Annotated in this window: 20 protein-coding genes; 11 read left to right on the top strand and 9 right to left on the bottom strand. The window is 67.7% G+C overall.

From position 1 onward, the window contains the following. Positions 1-35 precede the first annotated feature (35 nt). Genes cuyB through QM470_RS03420 form a run of 4 tightly spaced genes read right to left on the bottom strand, consistent with a single transcriptional unit; the run spans position 36 to position 3537 of the window. Positions 36-746 (bottom strand): cysteate racemase, encoded by a 711-nt coding sequence (gene cuyB / locus QM470_RS03435; RefSeq protein WP_283338216.1) that lies wholly within the window; start codon positions 744-746, stop codon positions 36-38. After that, positions 743-1618 carry an ABC transporter ATP-binding protein gene (locus QM470_RS03430; protein WP_283338215.1) on the bottom strand — a complete coding sequence of 292 codons (876 nt, stop codon included), beginning with the start codon at positions 1616-1618 and terminating at the stop codon, positions 743-745. Before QM470_RS03430 ends, cuyB begins: the two co-directional genes overlap by 4 nt. Further along, entirely contained in the window at positions 1615-2508 is an 894-nt protein-coding gene (locus QM470_RS03425) for an ABC transporter permease (protein WP_283338214.1), read from the bottom strand. Before QM470_RS03425 ends, QM470_RS03430 begins: the two co-directional genes overlap by 4 nt. A gap of 12 nt (positions 2509-2520) precedes the next feature. Beyond that, complete coding sequence (locus QM470_RS03420; RefSeq protein WP_283338213.1) at positions 2521-3537, bottom strand: taurine ABC transporter substrate-binding protein; 1017 nt, start codon at positions 3535-3537, stop codon at positions 2521-2523. Positions 3538-3800: 263 nt separating this feature from the next. On the opposite strand from QM470_RS03420, the gene QM470_RS03415 reads away from it, so the two are divergent. The 5 genes from QM470_RS03415 to QM470_RS03395 all read left to right on the top strand — a co-directional run bounded on the left by QM470_RS03415 (position 3801) and on the right by QM470_RS03395 (position 9179). After that, entirely contained in the window at positions 3801-4376 is a 576-nt protein-coding gene (locus QM470_RS03415) for a hypothetical protein (RefSeq protein ID WP_283338212.1), read from the top strand. A gap of 212 nt (positions 4377-4588) precedes the next feature. Continuing rightward, on the top strand, positions 4589-5587 hold the full coding sequence (locus QM470_RS03410) for a GlxA family transcriptional regulator (protein ID WP_066534086.1): 999 nt from the start codon (positions 4589-4591) through the stop codon (positions 5585-5587). Positions 5588-5923: 336 nt separating this feature from the next. Further along, positions 5924-7267, top strand: a complete 1344-nt coding sequence (locus QM470_RS03405) for a GntP family permease (protein ID WP_283338211.1) — start codon at positions 5924-5926, stop codon at positions 7265-7267. A 147-nt stretch (positions 7268-7414) separates the two neighbouring features. Beyond that, entirely contained in the window at positions 7415-8566 is a 1152-nt protein-coding gene (locus QM470_RS03400) for a glycerate kinase (protein WP_283338209.1), read from the top strand. A gap of 109 nt (positions 8567-8675) precedes the next feature. Continuing rightward, complete coding sequence (locus QM470_RS03395; protein ID WP_066534079.1) at positions 8676-9179, top strand: hypothetical protein; 504 nt, start codon at positions 8676-8678, stop codon at positions 9177-9179. 68 nt (positions 9180-9247) lie between these two features. Here QM470_RS03395 and QM470_RS03390 read toward each other — a convergent pair whose 3' ends face one another. Beyond that, the gene (locus QM470_RS03390; RefSeq protein WP_283338208.1) at positions 9248-9631 is read right to left on the bottom strand and encodes a helix-turn-helix domain-containing protein; all 384 of its coding nucleotides are present in this window, start codon (positions 9629-9631) and stop codon (positions 9248-9250) included. 157 nt (positions 9632-9788) lie between these two features. Next, positions 9789-11066 carry a DEAD/DEAH box helicase gene (locus QM470_RS03385; protein ID WP_283338207.1) on the bottom strand — a complete coding sequence of 426 codons (1278 nt, stop codon included), beginning with the start codon at positions 11064-11066 and terminating at the stop codon, positions 9789-9791. Positions 11067-11330: 264 nt separating this feature from the next. Here QM470_RS03385 and QM470_RS03380 point away from each other — a divergent pair, with 264 nt between their 5' ends. Next, positions 11331-11891, top strand: a complete 561-nt coding sequence (locus QM470_RS03380; RefSeq protein ID WP_283338206.1) for a carboxymuconolactone decarboxylase family protein — start codon at positions 11331-11333, stop codon at positions 11889-11891. 69 nt (positions 11892-11960) lie between these two features. Here QM470_RS03380 and QM470_RS03375 read toward each other — a convergent pair whose 3' ends face one another. The 3 genes from QM470_RS03375 to QM470_RS03365 form a co-directional block, all read right to left on the bottom strand. Continuing rightward, positions 11961-13520 (bottom strand): phospholipase D family protein, encoded by a 1560-nt coding sequence (locus QM470_RS03375; protein WP_283338205.1) that lies wholly within the window; start codon positions 13518-13520, stop codon positions 11961-11963. Between the two features lie 150 nt (positions 13521-13670). Then, a complete protein-coding gene (locus QM470_RS03370; protein WP_502846798.1) occupies positions 13671-15512 on the bottom strand; it encodes a gamma-glutamyltransferase family protein in 1842 nt (613 codons plus the stop codon). A gap of 83 nt (positions 15513-15595) precedes the next feature. Continuing rightward, positions 15596-17146, bottom strand: a complete 1551-nt coding sequence (locus tag QM470_RS03365) for a sensor domain-containing diguanylate cyclase (RefSeq protein WP_283338204.1) — start codon at positions 17144-17146, stop codon at positions 15596-15598. 168 nt (positions 17147-17314) lie between these two features. Between QM470_RS03365 and surE the strand changes: the two genes are divergently transcribed. The 5 genes from surE to scpB form a co-directional block, all read left to right on the top strand. Then, on the top strand, positions 17315-18097 hold the full coding sequence (gene surE / locus QM470_RS03360) for a 5'/3'-nucleotidase SurE (protein ID WP_066534068.1): 783 nt from the start codon (positions 17315-17317) through the stop codon (positions 18095-18097). Beyond that, positions 18094-18882: a protein-L-isoaspartate(D-aspartate) O-methyltransferase gene (locus tag QM470_RS03355; protein WP_066534067.1), complete on the top strand. Its 789-nt coding sequence runs from the start codon at positions 18094-18096 to the stop codon at positions 18880-18882. The genes surE and QM470_RS03355 overlap by 4 nt, the downstream gene beginning before the upstream one ends. Before the next feature lie 13 nt (positions 18883-18895). Then, positions 18896-19753 carry a peptidoglycan DD-metalloendopeptidase family protein gene (locus QM470_RS03350; RefSeq protein ID WP_066534066.1) on the top strand — a complete coding sequence of 286 codons (858 nt, stop codon included), beginning with the start codon at positions 18896-18898 and terminating at the stop codon, positions 19751-19753. Between the two features lie 93 nt (positions 19754-19846). Continuing rightward, a complete protein-coding gene (locus QM470_RS03345) occupies positions 19847-20845 on the top strand; it encodes an RluA family pseudouridine synthase (protein ID WP_218333794.1) in 999 nt (332 codons plus the stop codon). A gap of 81 nt (positions 20846-20926) precedes the next feature. Next, positions 20927-21748, top strand: an 822-nt coding sequence (scpB, locus tag QM470_RS03340) for an SMC-Scp complex subunit ScpB (RefSeq protein WP_283338203.1), incomplete at its 3' end; no start/stop codon positions are given.

Raw genomic sequence — 21748 nt, 5'->3', positions numbered from 1 at the left:
GTGCCAGTGGTGGTGTGCGGCGGACTGCCCCCGGCTCAGCCCTGCCGCCAGTGGCGCAGGCAGGCCTGGGCCAGTGCGGTGGCCGGGTCCACGCTCAGCGCCAGCAGCTCGGGGGCGGCGTGGCGCAGTCCGATCGGCACCTCGGTGCAGGCCATGACCAGTTGTGTGGCGCCGCGTGCCAGCAGGGCTTCGGCGGTCTGCGCCAGCAGCCGGCCGCCCGTGGCAATGTCGTTGGCCTTGATGGCGTAGCAGCCGGGGGTGAACAGTGTGTCCAGCTCCTGCTCGGTGGGCGTCAGGTAGTCCAGACCCGCCGCTTCCAGCCGCGCCTGGTACAGGCGCTGGCTCAGCGCGCCCCGTGTGGCGATCACGCCGATGCGGGCGGGCGATGACTGTTGTGCAGCCTGCAGAGCCTGCACGGTGGCGTCGACGATGTGCAGGATGGGCGCCGCGCTGTGTGCGCTCAAGGGGCCATACCAGGCATGGGCCGTGTTGCAGGGAATGGCAATGCAGGTGGCGCCAGCGGCATTCAGGCGCGCAATGCCCTGCAGCATGGCGGGCAGCGGGTCCTCGCCGCCACCGGCCAGGGCCCGTTGCCGGTCCGGAATCTGCGGCACATTCCAGGTCACGGTGGGCACATGCTCCTGGTCGCGCTGCGCGCCGCTGGTCTCCAGCAGGCGCTGCAGAAAGTCCAGTGTGGCCAGCGGCCCCATGCCGCCCAGCACACCCACCAGGCGCGCCGCGCTCATGCGGCCACGCCCTGCAGCGACTTGGCGGCTTCTTCCCGCAGCACATGCAGGATGTCGCGTTTCAGCGCGCCAAAGCGCGGGTCGGCCACCAGGTCCTCAAAACTGCGCGGCCGCTCGAACGGGACCTGCAGCTCCTGGCGGATCCGGCCGGGGCGCGAGGACAGCAGGACCACCCGGTCGGCCAGGAACAGCGCCTCATCCACATCGTGGGTCACAAAGAGGATGGTGGTGCGCTTGTGCTGCCAGATGCCGGTCAGCAGCTCCTGCATGGCCAGCCGGGTCTGGGCGTCCAGTGCGCCAAAGGGCTCGTCCATCAGCAGGATTTCCGGCTCCGGCAGCCAGGCGCGGGCCAGGGCCGCACGCTGGCGCATGCCGCCGGACAGTTGCCAGGGGTGGAGGTCGGCAAAGTCGGCCAGGCCGACCAGGCGCAGAAACTCTTCGGCACGGGCCGCATAGTCGGCGGCCCGCAGGCCGGCCATGCGCGGGCCAAAGCCCACGTTCTGGCGCACCGTCAGCCAGGGGAACAGCGTGGGCTGCTGGAACACCATGCTGCGTTCCGACCCGGGGCCGGTGATGGGACGGCCGTCGCACAGCAGGCGCCCGCCGTCGGGTTGCTCGAAACCGGCCACCAGATTCAGCAGCGTGGACTTGCCGCAGCCCGAAGCGCCCAGCAGGCAGACGAATTCGCCATGCTGCAGCTCTAGCGAAACATCGCTGAGCACCTGCTGGCTGTCGCCCTTGCCCGGCTGGGCAAAGTGCTTGTGCACGCCCTGGATCTGGATGCGACTGTGGTTCTGACTATGACCATGGTGGTGGTCGCGGTCATGGTGACTACCGGATGACCGCGTGGTGGTGTGGAGATGCGCGCTCATGCGTCTTTCCCGGCCCAGGGGGCATAACGGCGCTGCAACAGCACCAGGCCCACGTCAAACAGATAGCCGACCAGCCCCAGCAACAGAATGCCCAGCATCACCACATCGGTGCGCAGATAGCTGCCGGCGTTGATGACCATCCAGCCCAGGCCGGAGTTGGCGGCCACCATTTCGGCGGCGATCAGCGAGGTCCAGCCAATGCCGATGGCCAGGCGCACGGTGGTGAACAGCTCGGGCAGGGCATGCGGCAGCACCACATGGCTGAACAGCTGGCGGCGGCTGGCGCCCAGCGTCTGCGCCGCGCGCAACCGCGCCTGGCTGATGTGGGCCACCGCCGCAGCGGCACCCACGACGATGCTCAGCACCGTGGCGATGAAGATCAGAAAGAACTTGGCCCCTTCGCCAATGCCGAACCAGACGATGACCAGCGGCACCAGTGCAATCTTGGGCAGGGGCCGCAGAAATTGCACAAAGGGATTGAGCGTGGCGGACAGCGTGGCTGACAGGCCCATGGACAGGCCCAGCGGCACCCCAACCAGAATGGCCGCGACAAAGGCCGCCACGGCGCGCAGTGTGCTGGTCAGCAGGTGCTGCCACAGCGGCGTCTGGCGGTAGCCTTCCTGGCTCAGTTCCACCAGGGTGTGCCACAGTTCGGTGGGGGGCGGCAGCATCAGCGGATCCACCCAGCCCAGGCTGCCGCTGGCCTGCCACAGCAGCAGCACAGCCAGCACGCTGGTGATGCTGACCACTGCCAGCCGGCCTGCCGAGGGCACCCGGCGGGCGCGTGCGGGCTGTGCGGTCCGTACGGGTTGTATGGGCTGCGGCGATGGGGCCTGCGCCGCCGTGGGCGGCAGGTACAGCGGCAGCGGCGTTTGCGAAGACACGGACATGGCGCAGCCTGCTTACTTGGCGGCCGCAGCGCGCTGCAGATAGGTGGTGTTGATGTAGGGGCCGTAGCTGACTGGGACTTCCTGCTTGCGCAGCTCGCCGATGCCGGCCAGGAACTCGGCCGAGTCCTTGTAGGCCTTGGTGATCAGCGAGCCGGACTTGGTCTTCTCATCCCCGATGAAGGCCGGCGTCAGCTGCTCCTGCAGCGACGGGTATTCCAGCCCACCCAGGGTGCTGCGCACGCTGTCGGCGGGAATGTCCAGGTGCTTGGCAATCGCCTGCACCGAACCTTCCTCGTCCTTCTTGTACTGGTCCACCTTGTCTTGCACCACGCGCAGGAATTTGGTCACCAGCTCGGGATGCTTCTCGGCAAATTCCTTGCGCACCACAAAGTTGTTGAACACCAGCACCTGGTGTTTCTGCAGGTCCTTGGTGACATAGATCTGTTTGCCGCCGCTGGCTTCCAGCTGCTGGGTGAAGGGGCCCCAGACATAGGCAGCGTCGATGTCGCCGCGCTTCCAGGCGGCCACGATTTCGGCGGGCTTGAGCGACAGCGCCTTGATCTTGCTGCGGTCCACCTTGGCCAGCTTGACGGCCTGCTCGAAGGCGTACTGCGCAGTGGAGTTGGCGGGATAGGCCACGGTCTTGCCTTCCAGGGCCTTGAGGTCGGTGATGCCGTCGCGGGCAATCAGGCGCTCTGCGGTGGCAATGATTTCGGGCGTGCCGATCACCTCGATCGGCAGCTTGCGCGCAATGCCGGCCGCAGCGGGGCTGGAGCCAAAGCGGGCAATGTCGATTTCCTTGGCGGCAAACAGGCTCAGCACATCGGCGCCCGATGCGAACTGCACCCACTTGGTCTTGGTGCCGAAGGCCTTGTCGAACGAGCCGTCGATCTTGCCCAGAATCCACACGCGCGGGCCGCCGGCCCAGGCCAGCCGCACCTCGGAAGGAACGGACTGGGCAAACGACGACAGCGCGGACAGGCCCAGCACGGCGGCTGCGGCAACACGGGTCACGGAAAAGCGGGGCATGGGGAGGTCCTTAATTTGGAATGCTTATGAAGAAATTTATCTTGATAAGCATTTGGAATTAAGCGTGTTTTGCGCATATCCATAGTTGGATTTCACCCATGGCGGGAGCTGGTGCCGTGGTGTGGCCACCGGGGTGCCCGCAGCCAGTCGCGTGACCATGCGCAGCACAGCCGGAGCCATGGCGGGCGCGGGCGCTGATAAGGGGCAAGTGTGGGTGCCGCAGAATGGAGGTCCGTTTTTCTTCCATCACCCCGACTGTGTATATGCGTTTTCTGCAAGCTTCGGCTGTTGCCGTGGGAGCCGTGCTGTTGGCTGGCTGCGGCAATATCCAGACCGTCAAATCCTTTTCCACCACCTACAAAGAGCCTGATGGCGGCGAGCGTGCCCGCGTGCGCGTGGTGTCCGACGGCATGGTGCGCGCCGTGCCCCGCAGCAGCTGTGTGGACTGGCGCCTGCCCGACGCAGGGGTGATGGTGGCCAGCCTCAAAGGCTTTGCAGACCAGAACAACCGCTCCCTGGGCATGCCGGACGCACCCTTGCATGTGGTGCCCAAGGAAATTCCCACGGTGGTGGGCGAGTTCTATGTGCCCGCCAACCAGCCGCTGACCCTGGTCTATATCAGCAACGGCCATATCTCGGGGGGCAAGCGCTACCAGTGCAGTGTCAACAAGACGGTCACCTTGCAGGCGGGCACGGACTACGAGGCCAGCTTCATCAACACCAAGGACAAATGCCTGTCGGTCGTCACCCGCCTGACGCCGCAGGCCCCGGCCAATGTGAGCGATGTCATGGTACCGCTGACCGAGGCACCTCTGTGCCGCAAGTCGGACCTGCTGTAGCCCTTGGTGCGCGGGTGCCGTATTCGGCGGATTCGGTGGGGTAGGCCGGACAGGCCGAGCCCGCCAGAAGCCCCGCCGGCCACGGTGGCTGCCCGCCGGGCCCCAACCGCCCGGGGCGCCGCTTGCGTATAGTCGGTCGCAGCGCGCTGCTGGGCTGTGATGAACGGCTTGCAGCACTTGTTGTACTTGCACAGACTGCTCTTGTTTTGGATATGGAACACCGCCACGCAGGCGCCCACCGCGTCGATCTGGTTGTCTACCCCGGCTTCAAGGCCCTGGAGGCTATAGGACCGATGTCGGTGTTCGACTACGCCAATGTGCACCTGCGCCAGAAGGGCCTGCCCGATGGCTACGCCGTGCGCGTGGTGGCGGCGCAGGCGGGGCCGGTGCCTTCCGACACGCTGATGGGCCTGCAGGCCACGCACACCCTGGCCCAGGTGGAGGCCGACGGCACGGGCTGCACGGTGCTGCTGGTGGGCTCGCGCCATATCGAGCAGGTGCTGGCGGCTTCGCCGGAACTGGTGGACTGGGTGGCGCGTGTGGCGCCCCAGGTCGGGCGCATGATTGCGCTGTGCAGCGGCAGCTTTTTCCTGGCGGCGGCCGGCGTGCTGAACGGCCGGCGTGCGGCCACGCACTGGAGCGTGGCGGGGCTGCTGGCCCAGCGCTATCCGCACATTGCCGTGGATGCCGACGCCATCTATGTGCGCGACGGCAGCTACTGGACCTCGGCCGGGGTGACGGCCGGCATCGATCTGGCGCTGGCCGTGGTGGAGCAGGACTTCGGCCACGCACTGGCGCTGGATGTGGCGCGCGATCTGGTCATGTACCTCAAGCGCCCGGGCGGGCAGTCGCAGTTCAGCGTGTCGCTGGCGGCGCAGGCCACGCAGCACAGCGGCGTGCAGGCGGCCCAGCAATGGGTGCTGGCCCACCTGGACCAGCCCATGCCGCTGGCGCTGCTGGCCGACAAGGCGGCCATGAGCGAACGCAACTTCCGCCGTGTGTTCCAGCAGGAAACCGGCTGCAGCCCCAGCAGCTTTGTGGAAAACGCCCGGCTGGAGCGCGCCAAGCAGTTGCTGGAAAACCTGGGCGCGCTGCCGCTGAAGACGGTGGCAGCCAAGGTGGGCCTGGGCTCCGAGCAGGCGCTGCGCCACCTGTTTGTGCGCCGCCTGGGCATCACGCCGGTGGTGTACCGGGAGCGGTTCGGGGGATAAAGGCTGCTGCGCCCTCTGGCGCCAGCCTCTTCCAGGCCTCTTCTGGCATCTTCCTGGGAAGGGCGGGGCAGTCCACCATGCGGACGCAACTGAGGTTGGCGCTGTCCAGGCAGATCACCGCATTGCCCCCGGCTGTGGTGCGGGGGCTGGGGTTAAGGGTTAACCCCTTGGCGGCAGAGCAGACTTTTATAATCCCGCCCATCTTTGTCGCCTGGGCAGCTTTGTGGGCCTGGCGTGGCAAGGTCGTCAGCGGGGCCGTACGCCGCCCCTCACCCGGAGCGCCGGCTTGCCAGTGCAGCGTTCCGCCCCTTTCCCCCTTTCTTGCCCGCACCAACCATGAGCAGCATCGCACTCTCATCCATTCTGGTGGTCCTCAGTATTGTGGCCATCATCTACCTCACCTCCAAGGTGAAGTTCAGCGTCTTCGGCTCGCTGTTCGCCGTATCGCTGGCGCTGGCGCTGGGCTCCGGCATGCCGCTGGGCAAGGTGATCGACACCCTCAAGAGCAGCTTCGGCAACACGCTGGGCGGTATCTCTTTCATCATCATCTTTGGTGCGGCGATTGCGGTGTGCATGCAAAAAAGCGGCGGTGCGCTGAGCATTGCCAGCCACATCCTGAAGCTGGCGGGCAAGGGCAACGCCAAGGCCGCCATGGCCTGGACCGGCTTCATCCCCGGCCTGACCATCTTCTGCGACACCGGCTACATCATCCTGAGCGGTATTGCGCGCAGCGTCAGCGCCAGCTCCAAGACCTCGATGCCGCTGATCGCCGCCATCATGGGTTCGTCGCTGTTCGTGGTGCACTGCCTGGTGCCCACCCACCCCGGCGCGCTGGCCGCAGCCACCGCGCTGAATGCCAACCTGGGCATGCTGGTGCTGGCCTCGGTGCTGTTTGCCATCCCCGGCCTGCTGGCTTCCTACTACTGGGCCGGTCTGATGGACAAGGGCCAGAACTACGCCCCCGCCGAGGCCGATGACGAAGACGGCACCGACGACCTGTCGCAGCACAATCTGCCCAAGTTCTCGCATGCGCTGCTGCCCGTGGTGCTGCCGCTGGTGCTGATCTCCATTTCCACCCTGCTGACCACGCTGGGCATGAAGGATGGCGGCGCCACCGTGTTCCACTTCCTGGGTAACCCGGTGATGGCTTTGCTGATGGGCATGCTGTGCGGCGTCTGGCTGCTCAGTCGCCATGGCGGCCAGAAGGGCGACTTCACCAAGGTGCTGGAAGAAGCCATCGTCAAGGCCGGCCCGATCCTGATCATCACTGCCGCCGGCGGCATGTTCGGCGCCATCATCAAGGAAACCGGCGTGGGCAATGCGCTGGGTGAAGTGCTGGGCGGTGCCTCGGTCGGCCTGCTGGTGCCTTTCATCATCGCGGCGCTGCTCAAGACGGCCCAGGGTTCTTCCACCGTGGCCGCACTGACCACCGCTGCCATCATCAGCCCCAGCCTGCAGACCTTCGGCCTGGATTCGGAAATGGGCCGCGTGTTCGCGGTGCTGGCCATCGGCGCGGGCTCGATGATCGCCTCCCACGCCAACGACTCCTACTTCTGGGTGGTGACCAAGTTCTCCAACATCGAGATGCAGCAGTCGCTGCGCGTGTTCTCCTCGTCCACCTTCGTGATGGGCGTGGTGACCTTTGCCTGCATCTGGGCAGCCAGCGCCTTCATGCTGTAAAGCGCCCCCTACAATCGCGAACATTGTCGTGCGCCGCCGGCGCATGACCCGTGGCCTGCGGCTTCGATCCTGGCTGTCACCGCGCACCCCGTGCGGGCTGGCAGTGCCGGCGGTTCGAAGCCGCAGCCGTTTGCGAAAGCCCAGACCATGAAAATCGTCATTGCCCCCGATTCGTACAAGGAAAGCCTGTCCGCCCTGGAAGTGGCCACGCAGATCGAACGGGGCTTCCAGGAAATTTTCCCCGATGCCCAGTACGTCAAGGTGCCGATGGCCGATGGCGGCGAGGGCACGGTGCAGGCCATGGTCGAGGCCACGCAGGGCCGCCACATCGAGGTGGACGTCACCGCCCCGCTGGGCGAGCGGGTCACCGGCTTCTACGGCCTGACGGGCGACGGCCGCACCGCCATGATCGAGATGGCCGCCGCCAGCGGCCTGGCCCTGGTGCCGCCGGCGCAGCGCGACCCGCGCGTGACCACCAGCTACGGCACGGGTGAGCTGATCACCGCCGCACTGGACGCCGGTGCGCGCCACCTGATTCTGGGCATTGGCGGCAGCGCCACCAACGACGGCGGCGCCGGCATGCTGCAGGCCCTGGGTGTGCAGTTGCTGGACGCCCAAGGCCAGCAGCTGGCCCGTGGCGGCGCGCCGCTGGCCCAGCTGGACCGCATCGACGCCTCCGGCCTGGATGCACGCCTGGCCGAATGCACCATCGAAGTGGCCTGCGATGTGGACAACCCGCTGACCGGCCCGCGCGGTGCCTCGGCCATCTTCGGCCCGCAAAAAGGTGCCACGCCCGAGATGGTGCAGCAGCTGGACGCCAACCTGCAGCACTTCGCCCGCATCATCCTGCGTGACGTGGGGGCGGACGTGGACGCCGTGGCCGGTGCCGGTGCGGCCGGCGGCATGGGCGCGGCCATGCTGGCCTTCCTGCAGGGCCAGCTGCGACCGGGCTGCGAAATCATTGCCAAGGCCGTGGGCCTGGAGGCTGCGGTCAAGGATGCGGATCTGGTGATCACCGGCGAAGGCCGCATCGACCAGCAGACCATCTTCGGCAAGACCCCGTTCGGCGTGGCCACGGTGGCCAAGCAGTTCGGCAAGCCGGTGGTCGGCATTGCCGGGGGCCTGGGCACCAATGCCCATGTGGTGCACGACCACGGCATCGACGCCATCTTCAGCGTGCTCAGCCGCATCTGCACTATCGAGGATGCGCTGGCCGAGGCCGAACACAATGTACGCAGCGCGGCGCGCAATATCGCGGCGGTGCTGGCGATGGGCCAGGGCCTGCGCACCGGAGCCTGACGCCGGACAGCCGGCGCGGTGCTGGTGCAAAGGCGGCTTCCGGGTGCTGTCCTACGCGCCCGCCGCGCCGCCTGTGAAAGCATGGCCGACAGTCCGAGGAGTGTCGCCTATGAAACTGGTCCACAGTCTGTTCACGGCGGTGCATGCCGTCATTGCCCTGCTGTTTGCGCTGGCCGCGCTGACCCTGGTCTGGATCGCCGCCCGCACCGCCTGGAGCGTGTGGTCCGGGGGGCTGGATGCCGATGCCACGCTGCACATGGTGCAGGCCTTGGGCATTCTGGCTTCGGGCGTGGTGGCGCTGCAGATCGCCCAGACCGTGGTGGAAGAGGAAGTGGTGCGCGATGCCCACATCAGCGGCCCCACGCGGGTGCGCCGGTTTCTGTCCCGTTTTCTGGTGGTGCTGGTGGTGGCGCTGGCCATCGAGGGGCTGGTGGCCACGTTCAAGGCCCAGGAAGACCCGGCCAGCCTGCTGTATTCCTCGGCTCTGATCGTGGCGGTGGGTGCCTTGCTGGCGGGGTGGGGTGTGTTCATCCACCTGAACCGCTCGGCCGAGGAACTGGAGCCCGAAGCCATGCAGGAAGCCAAGGGCGAAGACCGCAAGATGCGCGAATGAGCCCGTCCGCGCGGACGGTGGCACGGTGATCCCGCGACGCCGCGGGTGCCGTGCCGGCTGTGCTGTGGCTAGACGCTGGCCGGCGCCCAGGAGGCCAGCAGCGACACAAAGTCATCCACCCCGGTGGCTGCCGAGGGCGTGGCAGGCGCAGCCGCAGTTTTCGCTGGAGCCGGCGCGGGCTCTGCTGGTGCGGCGCTGCGGGGCAGCAGCACGGTCAGGTCCAGCTGGGGGTTGAGCTGGCTCAGGCACAGGATATAGGTGGCGGCCGATACCGATGCATCACCGCGTTCCAGCCGCGCCATGGTGGGCTGGGAAATGCCCAGCCGGGCGGCCCACTGCGCCTGGGTCTCGCCCAGGGCCTTGCGTGCAGCCACGATGCATTCGGCAAGCCGCGCAATCTGCTGCTGCACTGCGGGCGGAAAATCGGTGGGACGGGTGTTCTGGCGGGGCATGCCGTGGATCAAAAGCGGTGGCAGCGCACGCTGCACAAGCGCGGCGTGCTATCAACACCGAAATTATCAAAGCGCAGGCATGGCCTTGCAGCGTACTGGGCCATGCCGGCAGGCCGCCGGCACCCGCGCCCGCTTGGCCGCTGCCGGTGCAGCGCCATCAGCGCGGCGTGGTGCCGCCGCCGGTAGCAGCAGCCGCTGCGCGCAGCTTGTCCTTCTTGCTCATGCGCTTGCCTTTGACGCCGCCGTTGTCGCCGTCCTCGTGCGGGGCGCGGGCCGGGGGCAGCTCGGTCACCGGGTAGGCGGGCAGGTCTTCCAGCGCCACTTCCAGTGCGTTGCGCTTGGCAATCAGCTGCCAGTGGGCGGCGGTGGTGGGGCTGACCAGGCTGATGGCCAGTCCGCTCAGGCCTGCACGGCCGGTGCGGCCGATGCGGTGGGTGTAGTCGGTGGGCGAACGCGGCAGGTCGTAGTTGATGACCACGGGCAGCGCATCCACATGGATGCCGCGCGCGGCCAGGTCGGTGGTGACCAGCACCTGCAGCAGGCCGGCCTTGAAATCGGCCAGCGCCGCCTGGCGTGCGCCCTGGCTCAGTTCGCCGTGGAAGGCGCGTGCCGCAATGCCGTGGGCCTTGAGCTTGAACGCCACATGCTCGGCGCTGTAGCGGCTGGCCACAAACACCAGCGCGCGCGGCCATTGGAATTCCTGCAGCAGATCGCGCAGCAGTGGCGTGCGGCGGGCCGCGTCCACATGCAGGGCGCGCTGCACGATGGTGGCGTCCTGCTGGTGGGTGGAGGCAATTTCCACGCGGGTGGCCGCATCCTGCAGCAGGCGGGCCGCAATGGCTTCCACCGCGGGCGGGAAGGTGGCGGACAGCAACAAGGTCTGGCGTTCGCCGGTGGCGGGCAGCAGGGCCAGCACGCGGTCCAGTTCCTCGGCAAAGCCCAGGTCCATCAGGCGGTCGGCCTCGTCCAGCACCAGGGTGTGGATGCGGTTGAGCTGCAGGCGGCTGTGTTCCACCACATCCAGCAGGCGGCCGGGCGTGGCAATCACCCAGTCCACGCCGCCGCGCAACGCCATCAGCTGCGGGTTGATCGACACGCCCCCGGTCAGCACGGCCACCTTGGGACGTTGGCCCATGGCTTCGCCCAGGTGGTAGACCAGCTCGGCCACCTGGCTGGCCAGCTCGCGCGTGGGCACCAGCACCAGGGTCTGCGTGCTGCGCGGGCCGGCGGGCGCGTCCGCCAGCATCCAGCGCTGCAGCAGCGGCAGCACATAGGCCGCCGTCTTGCCCGACCCGGTGGGCGCACAGGCGCGCAGGTCCTGGCCGTCCAGGATGGCCGGCAGGGCCTGGGTCTGGATGGCGGTCGGCGCCAGCAGGCCGTGGCGTTGGGCCGCGTGGACCAGGGACGGGGCAAGGCCCAGGGAGGCAAAAGACATGGTGGAGGCAGGCAATCCGCAAACGAAAGAAGGGGGATTGTCGCCGGGCGGGCCGTTCAGCGCTTGCGGTGCCCGGCTCAGCCCTGTGCCGGCGTGGGACAGCGGCGGGGCCAGACAGGGGGCGGGTGCAGTGCCACACAGGGTGCTGCACGGCACCACAACCCCATATCTATGGATAAATGTGCCGCAGCGGCGCAGGGGGCTGCGGCCTGCGCGGTTTGGCGCTAGGCTGGTGCCTTTGCCACCCCCTCTCGGAGATCTGCCATGGCGCGTCTGCCCATTCTGACTGTCGAGTCCGCCCCCGAGTCCGTCCGCCCGCTGCTGGAGAAATCGCAGAAGGCCATGGGCTTTCTGCCGCACTTTGTCGGCATGTTGGCCCAGGCGCCGGCGGCGCTGGAGACCTATATGACGGTCTCCGGCCTGAACATGCGCACCAGCCTGAACCCCGGCGAGCGCGAGGTGGTGCAGCTGGTGGCCGGCACCACCCATGGCTGCCATTTCTGTGTGGCGGCGCACACCCCGACCGCGCTGGGCAAAGGCAAGCTGGACCCGGCCGTGGTGGAGGCGCTGCGCGCCGGTCAGACCCTACCCGATGCCCGGCTGGAAGCCCTGGCCCGCTTTGCCCGCAGCGTGATCGCCACACGCGGCGATGTGCCCGATGCCGAGCTGCAGGCCCTGCGCGCCGCCGGTTTCAGCGACCAGCAGGCGCTGGAAGTGGTGCTGGGCATCAGCCTGGCCACGCTGTCCAACTTTGCCAACAACCTGGCCCACACGCCGCTGAACCCCGAGCTGGAGCCCTATGCCTGGCAGCGTCCGGCGGCCTGAAGCGGGGCGCACTGACAGGCCGGGCTGTTGCTGCGCCTGCAGGGTGTTCGTTCTGTCGGGGTGCACTGATTAGAGCAGCCACTCGATCGGCAGCCAGCCCAGCACCCGCAGCAGCAGGCGCAGCCACCAGCTGGAGTAAGGCTCCTTGGCGTAGGTGTCCACGCCGCCGTCGTTGTTCTGGGCCTGCCACTGCAGCTGGCCCTGGCCATCCAGGCTGACCCGGTAGGCGCGCAGCGGCACCTGGGTGTCGAAGGTGTCGCTGATCTGGCGCGCCAGCACCGGGCTGTCGATGACAAAGCCCAGCTCGGTGTTCAGCATGGCCGAACGCGGGTCGAAGTTGAAGGAGCCGACAAAGGCCTTCTGCCCATCGATGGCAAAGGTCTTGGCATGCAGGCTGGTGCCCGAGCTGCCCAGCGAGCCCAGCTTGAACTGGTCTTCCAGCTCCACCGGCTGGGGGTTGTTGCTGCGCATCTCGAACAGCTCGATGCCCGCCTGCAGCAGCGGCTTGCGGTATTTGGCGTAGCCGGAATGCACCACGGCCACGTCCGTGGCTTCCAGCGCATTCGTCAGCACCCGCACCTGCACGCCGCTGCGCTGGAGCTGGGCCAGCGCCTCGGTGCCGGAGCGGGTGGGCACAAAGTAGGGCGAGACCAGGTCCAGATGGCGCGTGGGCATGCCGGTGCGCTGCAGCAGCTGGGGCAGCATCAGGCCTTCCTGCGCGGCAGTGCCCAGCACCTTGGCCGGGTCGTCGCTGACCAGGTGCACCGGCGCCCACTCCAGCGGCAGCTGGGCCTGCAGCAGCTGCTGGATGAAGGGCGTCATCTCCACCGCGCGGGCAAAGTCTTCGGAAGCGGCGGAGGCGGCCAGCGCCTGGTACTGCTGGCGCAGCGCGTCGGGCGTGGTGTCGGCATCCGGGTGCACCAGCAAGGCGATGGGGTAGGCCGAGGCACTGTTCCAGTAGCGGTCGAAATCGCTCGATACCTCGGGCACGGCCGGGCCGATGGCCAGCACATCCAGGTCGGAGAACAGCACGCCGTCGGTGGCGCCGAAGTACTCGTTGCCCACATTGCGCCCGCCGATGATGGTGGCCTGGTTGTCGGCGGTGAAGGACTTGTTGTGCATGCGCCGGTTGGTGCGCGGGAAATGCGTCAGATAGCCCAGGTATTTGCCGGTGCGCAGCACAAAGGGGTTGAACAGGCGCACCTCGATCAGCGGGTGGCTGTCCAGCGCGGCCAGCTCGGCGTCCAGCCCTGCCGTGCCGCCGTCGTCCAGCAGCAGGCGCACGCGCACGCCGCGGTCGGCGGCGGTGAGCAGCTCGCGCAGCAGCAGCTGGCCGGTCTTGTCGCCGCGCCAGATGTAGTACTGCACATCCAGGGTCTGGTCTGCGGCCCGGGCCAACAGGGCGCGTGCGGCAAAGGCTTCGCGCGGGTCGGCCAGCGCATAGATGCCGGTGAGTGCCGCATCGTGGCCGCTGCTGCGCAGCTGCTGCACCGCCAGACCCAGGCGGGACTGGCCGGTGGTATCGGCCGCCACGGCCTGGCTGTCGGTACGGCCTTCCAGCGAAGGCAGGCTGCAGCCTGCCAGGCTCAGCACCAGGCTCAGGAGGGCGAATATCGGTGCAAGGCGCATGGCACGTTCAAGGGGCGGTCAGTGAAGGTGGATGGATGCAACGTTACAACACTACAACACTAGCAGATGCCCCGGGATTTGGCTGCCAGCCCTGGGGTGCACCCGGTGTGGGTGCCCCGCAGGGCAGGGGATGGCGGGTGCAGGGCTGGCTCAGTCGCCCATCACCACCCCTTCGCGGCGCGGGTCGGCACCGCCGAACCAGAAGGTCTTGCCATGGGCTTCGCCCCGGGTGATGGCCTGCAGGCCGCTGGTCAGCTGCTGCTCCTTCACCTCGGCGCCGCGCTGGCGCAGGGCGTTGACCGTGGCTTCGGGGAAGCGTTTTTCCTCCAACAGGCTGGGGCCGTTGAGGCTGCTGAAATTGGGCAGGTTGATGGCCTGCTGCGGCGTCAGCCCCCAGCCGAACACTCCCCACAGCGTCTTGGCCGTGTAGTGGATGATCTGCGCCCCGCCGGGGCTGCCGGCGCTCATCAGCAGCTGGCCGGTGGCCTTGTCGAACACCAGCGTGGGCGCCATGGACGAGCGCGGGCGCTTGCCGGGCTGCACCCGGTTGGCAATCGGCTGGCCGTCGGCCGTGCGCGGGGCCATGCTGAAGTCGGTCAGCTCGTTGTTCAGCAAAAAGCCCTTGACCATCTGGCGGCTGCCGAACTGGTCTTCGATGGTGGTGGTCATGGCCAGGGCATTGCCCTGGGCGTCGACGATGCTGATGTGGCTGGTGCCGTATTCGATCTGGTGCGCCATGGGCGCGTAGCTGCTGCGCACCGAGACCGGGTTGCCGGGCTGGGCCACCTTCATGCTCTGCGCCCCGATCAGCTTGGCGCGTTCGGCCAGGTACTGGCTGTCCAGCAGGTTCTGCCAGTTGCCACCGGGTGCCTGCACAAAGTCGGGGTCGGCCACATACAGGCCCCGGTCGGCAAAGGCCAGGCGCGCGGCCTCGGTATAGAAATGCAGCCAGTTGGCCGTGGGCAGGCCCTGCGCGTCCAGCGGCATGGCGGCGGCGGGTGTCTGCGCCAGGATGCCCAGGATCTGCCCTACGGCAATGCCGCCGGAGCCCGGGGGCGGAAAGCCGCAGACCCGGTAGCTGCGCGCGGTGGCACTGGCGGGGGTGGGCGGAATGTTCCAGTCATGGCACAGGGCTTCCCGCTTGCGGGGGCGGTAGCCGGCCAGGTCCTGCGTGCTCAGCAGGCCGGGGTTGGTGGCATGGCTGCGCACCTTCTGCACAATGGCCTGGGCCACTTCGCCTTCGTGCAAGGCCTTGCTGCCATCGCGGGCCAGCGCGCGCAGCACCTGGGCATAGGCCGGGTTGCGCAGCACATGGCCCACGGGCAGGGGCTTGCCGTCGGCGCCGTAGAAATAGGCGCGGGCTTCGGGGTCGGCGCTCAGGAATTTCTCGTTCGACAGCATGGTGTGCAGGCGCGGGCTCACCTTGAAGCCCTGGTCCGCCAGCTGGATGGCCGGCGTGAACAGGCTGGCCCAGGGCAGCTTGCCATGCTCCTGGTGCGCCAGCTCCAGCATGCGGATGGCGCCGGGCGTGCCCACGGAGCGCCCACCTACCACGGCGTCGTGAAACGCCATGGGCGTGCCGTCGGGCTTGAGGAAGAGGGTTTCGGTGGCCGCGGCGGGGGCGGTTTCGCGGCCGTCATAGGCCTCCACCTTGGTGCCGGCAGCGTGCAGCAGAAAGGCGCCGCCGCCGATGCCACTGGACTGCGGCTCGACCAGGCCCAGCACCAGCTGCACGGCAATTGCTGCATCGACGGCACTGCCACCGGCCTTGAGCACCTGGTAGCCGGCATCGGTGGCCAGCGGGTTGGCGGCGGCCACGGCAAATTTTTCGGTGGCCCAGCCGGGCTTGTCGGTCCAGCCGGAGCTGCCTTCGGGCTCCAGCGTGGGCGTGGCGTAGTGCAGGGAGGGACTGGAGCAGGCGGACAGCAGGGCGGCTGCAGCGGCGGTGGCGGCGGTCAGCGCCCAGGGGGCGGCGCGTCGGGGCATGGGCATGCGGTTCTCCTTGTTGATGTGGCGAGGCAACAGGTGGGAGTGTGACCGCGCAGGCCTGCCCCGCGGTGCAGGACAGGACCGGATCAGCCGCGTGCCAGGCGCCCGCCCGATCCCGTCATCTGGGCATGCTGCAGGCTCTGGTCGGCGCGGTTCATCAGGTCCAGGCGCGGTTCCGAAGGCCAAGCCTGCACCACACCGGCGCTGATGCGCAAGCTGATTTTTTCATCCTCGCTCAGCAGCGGTCGGCGTTCCAGCTCCTGCTGCAGGCGGATCAGGGCCTGCAGGGCATCGTCGGCGTGGGCGCCGGAGAGCACCACAAAGAAGTGGTTGGCCTGGTCGCGGGCCAGCAGGTCCTGGGGCCGCAGCACCGAGCGCGCCACCATGGCCAGGTGGCACTGGGCCTGCTCCACTAGGGCCGGGCCATGCTCCAGTCCCAGGGCGTGCATGCCTTCCAGCGTCATGGATGCCAGGCTCAGGGGCGTGCGGTAGCGGGTGGCGCGGGCCATCTCGCGGTCCAGCCCTTCTTCCAGGCCCTTGGCGTTCAGCGCACGGGTCAGCGGGTCGTGGCGGGCCAGTTCCTCGGCCGTGTCCAGCGCTTTTTGCAGGGCCTCGATGGATTGCTGTTCCTGGGTGCTGCGCTCCTGCAGGTCCTGCAGGGCCGCGTGGGCGATCTTGTTCTCGGTGGCGATCGAGCGCGTGGCGGCCACCAGCTGCTCCAGCACCGGCGCCATGTCGGCCAGGCCCTGGGCCTGCTCCAGCTGGCCGGCGCATTCCTCGATCTGGCGGGTCTGCACGGTATTGCTGTGCGACAGCGCGGCCAGGCGCTGCAGGGATTCGCCGAGCAGGTCCTTGATGTGGGTCTGGGCCTCGGCCGCCCGGCTGTGCAGGTCCAGCTGGCGCAGCAGCAGGGTCTGGAGCTGCTGCTGCAGCTGGTCCAGGTGGGGCAGCGTCCAGGGCTGCTCCAGCGCCTGCAGCAGCGTGGCGCTGAGGGTCTGCAAGGTGCTGTCCTGCTGGTTCAGCTCGGCCGTGTGCGTGACCATGGTGCGCAACAGGCCCTGGATGGCGCGGCGGCGCTGGGCCTGGTCTTCGGTGGCAAAGGACAGGCGGTAGGCGTAGTTCTGCAGCATGTGCAGCAGATCCTGCAGCGCAGGCGGCGAAATGCGCAGGAAATGCACCAGCTGGTCGGTCAGCTCGTGCATGCGCCGGTCCTCGTCCTCGGACAGCATGGGCAGAATGTGCTCCAGCACCCGGGCCAGCTGCTCGGCCAGCTCGGGCGGCAGCAATTCCAGCATCTGCGGGGCCGCCGGTGCAGGCGGTACGGTGCCCATGGACTGGTGGGCGGCCAGCACGTCGTCCATGTGCGCATAGGCCAGAATGGCCTGCTGGATGCCGTGCCAGTTCTGGTCGTTGATGGCCTGGTTGAAATGCAGGGCGATGCGCTGCTGCACCGCGCTTTGCGCAGGCAGCACGCTGAATATCTGGCGCAGCGCCTTGCTGGGGAAGGGCGGGCGGGGCAGCTGGCCGGCCACTTCCTCGTAGACGGTCTGGTAGTTTTCGGGCGTGGGCGGCAGCTTGCGGGTGGCCAGCAGACGGAAAGCTTCACGGGCGATATCTGGGACAGAGCGTTCAGCCACGGGGGTAGACCTTTGGGAGGAAAGAGGAGGGGAACGGGCAAAAGTGTGACAGAACACAGCACCAGGCCGGGACATCGTGCGCAAACGGTGTCGCATGTCCGCACAACGCCGCAAGTATTTGGGGGCAAGAGTGAGCACCCTACAATCCGGGCAACCCGTTTGCACAGCATGAAGATTCTTATTTCCAACGATGACGGCTATCAAGCGCCGGGCATCGTCGCCTTGTACAACGCACTCAAGACCATCGCCGATGTGGAGGTGGTGGCGCCAGAGCACAACAACAGCGCCAAATCCAATGCGCTGACCCTGCATTCCCCGCTGTACGTGCGCGAAGCGCCGAACGGCTTTCGCTATGTGAATGGCACCCCGGCCGATTGCGTGCACATCGCGCTGACCGGCCTGCTGGGCTACAAGCCGGATCTGGTGGTGTCCGGCATCAACAACGGCGCCAACATGGGCGACGACACGGTGTATTCCGGCACCGTGGGCGCGGCCATGGAGGGCTATCTGTTTGGCGTGCCGTCCATCGCGTTCTCCCAGGTGGAGCGCGACTGGGTGGAGCTGGATGCCGCGGCCGGCAAGGCCCGCGACATGGTGGCGCAGCTGGCGCAGCAGAAGCTGCTGGGCACCAAGCCCTGGCTGCTGAATGTGAACATTCCCAACCTGCCGGCGCAGCAGCTGGGCGCCGTCAAGGTCTGCCGGCTGGGACGCCGGCATTCGGCCGAGCCGGTCATCACCCAGGTCAGCCCGCGCGGCGAGACCATGTACTGGATCGGCAGCGCCGGTGCGGCGCTGGACGAATCCGAGGGCACCGATTTCCATGCCACAGCCCATGGGCATGTGGCCATGACGCCGCTGAAAGTGGACCTGACGGACCACGACCATCTGGTGTATTGGGCACAGACTGCCGCACGTTTGGAGGCCGTGGAGCCCCGCAAGGAGGATGCATGAACCAGCCCAAGCGGCCCAGCTTTCCTGCCCGCCTGGGCCCGCCCAGCGCGCAGAACGCCGTGCGCCCGGTGGTCCGCCCGGCCGGCAATGCCGCACCGCGCAGCGCTGCGCCCATGCCGGCGCCCCGGGGCGTGGGTCTGGATTCGGCGGCCGTGCGCAGCCGCATGGTGCAGCGTCTGGCGGCTTCCGGCATCAGCTCGGCGGCGGTGCTGCAGGCCATGGGCAGCGTGGAGCGGCATCTGTTTGTCGATACCGCCCTGGTCAACCAGGCCTATGAAGACACCAGCCTGCCCATCGGTCTGGCGCAGACCATCTCCAAGCCCAGCGTGGTGGCCCGCATGATCGAGCTGCTGCTGGGCGCGGAAGGCGCGCGTGGCGGCCTGGGCCGGGTGCTGGAGATCGGCACCGGCTGCGGCTACCAGGCTGCGGTGCTGGGGCGGGTGGCCCGGGAGGTCTACTCCATCGAGCGCCTGCGCGGCCTGCACGAAAAGGCGCGGAACAATTTGCGTCCTTTGCGACTCACCAATGTGCACCTGATTTTTGGGGACGGCATGGTGGGCTATGCGCAAGGAGCCCCGTATGCGGGCATCATTGCGGCCGCAGGCGGCGACGCGGTGCCGGCCGCCTGGTGCGATCAATTGGCCGTGGGCGGGCGCCTGGTGGCCCCCATGGTCCAGAGCAATGGCCAGCAGATCCTGCTGGTGATTGACAAAACTCCTTACGGTTTCAATGAAACAGTTCTGGAAGCAGTGAATTTTGTCCCTCTAAAATCGGGGATTGCCTGAAAGGGAATTGCATATGTTGTTTACGCGAAGTCTTGGCACTTGGAGTGCGTTGGTTGTGGCCGGGGGGATCCTGGCGGGTTGCGCACAAGTGAACAAGGCTCCCGTGGAAGACCGCGGCGCCTCGCGTCCCGCTTCTTCGACTTCGGCGCCTGCGGTCGATCCGTCCACCCTGCCGGGTGCCGAGAACGCCGGCAAGCCCGGCTACTACACCGTCAAGCCCGGTGACACTCTGATCCGCATCGGCCTGGAACATGGCCAGAGCTGGAAGGACATTGCCCGCTGGAGCAATCTGGAAAATGCCAACCTGATCGAAGTCGGTCAGGTGGTGCGCGTGGTGCCGCCCAATGTGTCGGTGGCATCCGCACCGGCTTCCAGCAGCTCGGGCGGCCGCGCCGTGGCGCCGGTGGTGGTGGGCGGCAGCGATGCCGGCTCTGCACCGGCCACCAGCACGCCCGCACCGGCGGAACCCGCTCCGGCCAAGACGCCGGCACCCGCTGCCGACACCAGCCAGGGCTTCATCTGGCCGGCTTCCGGCGCCGTGCTGGCAGGCTTTGACGAGTCCCGCAACAAGGGGCTGGACATCGCAGGCAAGGCCGGCGATCCGGTCGCTGCCGCCGCGGACGGCCGCGTGGTCTATGCCGGTGCCGGTCTGCGCGGCTACGGCAACCTGATCATCCTGAAGCACAACGATACCTATCTGACGGCCTACGCCCACAACCAGAAGCTGCTGGTCAAGGAAGACCAGAATGTGAAGAAAGGTCAGAAGATCGCCGAAATGGGCAGCACCGACGCCGACCGCGTGAAGCTGCACTTTGAAGTGCGCCGCCAGGGCAAGCCGGTCGATCCCTCGCGCTATCTGCCCGCACGCTGATCGCCCGGGCGATCCGCCGCAGCCAGTGCCAGCGTGTCTGCCGGCGCTGGCTTTTTTTATGCAACAACAGACAACACAGACAAGGATGCGGGTGTGACGGAGTCAACGGAGGCCATCGACAGCGTGGAAGCGGACGACTGGGCGCAGGTCCAGGAGCAGGCGGAGCTGCGCGCCGTGGAGGTGCCCACCGCCTTGCATGGCCTGCGGCTGGACAAGGTGCTGGCAGAGCTGGTGCCCGAGTTCTCGCGCAGCTACCTGCAGCAGCTGCTGGCCCAGGGGGCCGTGCAGGTGCAGGGCGCAGTCGTCACCAAGGCCTCCGCCAAGGTCCGCTGGGGCGATCGCCTGCAGGTGGAAATGCGACCGACGGCGCAAAGCCAGTCGTTCCGTGCGGAAACCATGGCGCTGGATGTGGCCTATGAGGACGAGCACCTGCTGATCGTCAACAAGCCGGCCGGCCTGGTGGTGCACCCGGCGCCCGGCAACTGGAGCGGCACCTTGCTCAACGGTCTGCTGGCCTGGCATGCGGGTGCGGCCCAGGTGCCGCGTGCCGGCATCGTGCACCGCCTGGACAAGGACACCAGCGGCCTGATGGTGGTGGCCAAGAGCCGCCAGGTGATGGACGCGCTGGTGGCCATGATCGCGCGCCGCGATGTCTCGCGCCAGTACGTGGCGCTGGCGCACGGCGCCTGGCGCGGCGGCATGCGCGAAGTGCGGCAGGCCATTGGCCGGGACCCGCGCAACCGCCTGCGCATGGCCGTGGTCGACCTGGGCAGCCAGGCGGGCAAGCCGGCGCAGACCGACATCACCGGGGTGGACTCCGCCGAGCAGGCCTGCCTGGTGCATTGCAAGCTCCACACCGGGCGCACCCACCAGATCCGCGTGCACATGGCCTGGCTGGGCCACCCCCTGCTGGCCGACGCTCTGTACGGCGGCACGCCCCTGGCGGGAATGGAGCGCCAGGCGTTGCATGCCTACCGCCTGGGCTTTGTGCACCCCATCACAGGCCAGGAGGTGCTGGTGCGCAGCACGCCGCCGGCCGATTTCATGGCTGCCATCGATTTTTTGGGGCTGCGCTACAATCCCCCCCATTGACACTGCGCGGGCTCCCTGCCTGCGTACGCTGTATGGCACGCCTGTGAAGGCGCACTCTGACTTCCCCCGGAATCTCCGCTCATGAATACGGTAGATGCGAAACGGGTCCTCGAAACTGCCTTGATCTGCGCGCACCAGCCGCTGACGCTCAAAGAGCTGCGCGCTCTGTTCGATGGCACTTTGGGTACCGACACGCTGAAGGATTTGCTCCTGGCTTTGCAACGCGACTGGACACAGCGCGGTGTGGAGCTGGTGCAGGTGGCTTCGGGCTGGCGCTTTCAAAGCAAGCCGGAAATGCGCGTTTACCTGGACCGTCTGCACCCGGAAAAGCCTCCTCGATACTCCCGCGCCACATTGGAAACCCTGGCCATCATCGCCTACCGCCAGCCGGTGACGCGCGGTGACATCGAGGACATCCGCGGCGTGACGGTCAACAGCCTGATCATCAAGCAGCTGGAAGACCGGGGCTGGATCGAGGAGATCGGCCACCGCGAAACCGTGGGCCGTCCTGCTCTGTTTGCCACCACGCGCCAGTTCCTGGACGATCTGGGCCTGCAGGCGCTGGACCAGTTGCCGATGCTGGAGTCGTCCGAGGTGCAGGCCAATCTGTTTGCCCAGCTCGACGGTGCCGATGGCGAAAACCTGCCGGCAGCGCCCGAAACGCAGGATGCTGCCGTAGAGCAGCCGGAGCAGCCGGAGCAGCCGGAGCAGCCGGAGCAGCCGGAGCAGCCGGAGCAGCCAGAGCAGCCAGAGCAGCCAGAGCAGCCAGAGCAGCCAGAGCAGCCAGAGCAGCCAGAGCAGCCGGAGCAGCCGGAGCAGCCGGAGCAGCCGGAGCAGCCGGAGCAGCCAGAGCAGCCAGAGCAGCCAGAGCAGCCAGAGCAGCCAGAGCAGCCAGAGCAGCCA

It is taken from the genome of Comamonas sp. 17RB, from assembly GCF_030056555.1.
Taxonomy (GTDB): Bacteria; Pseudomonadota; Gammaproteobacteria; order Burkholderiales; family Burkholderiaceae_C; genus Comamonas; species Comamonas terrigena.
This window is presented reverse-complemented; position numbering and strand designations above follow the sequence as displayed.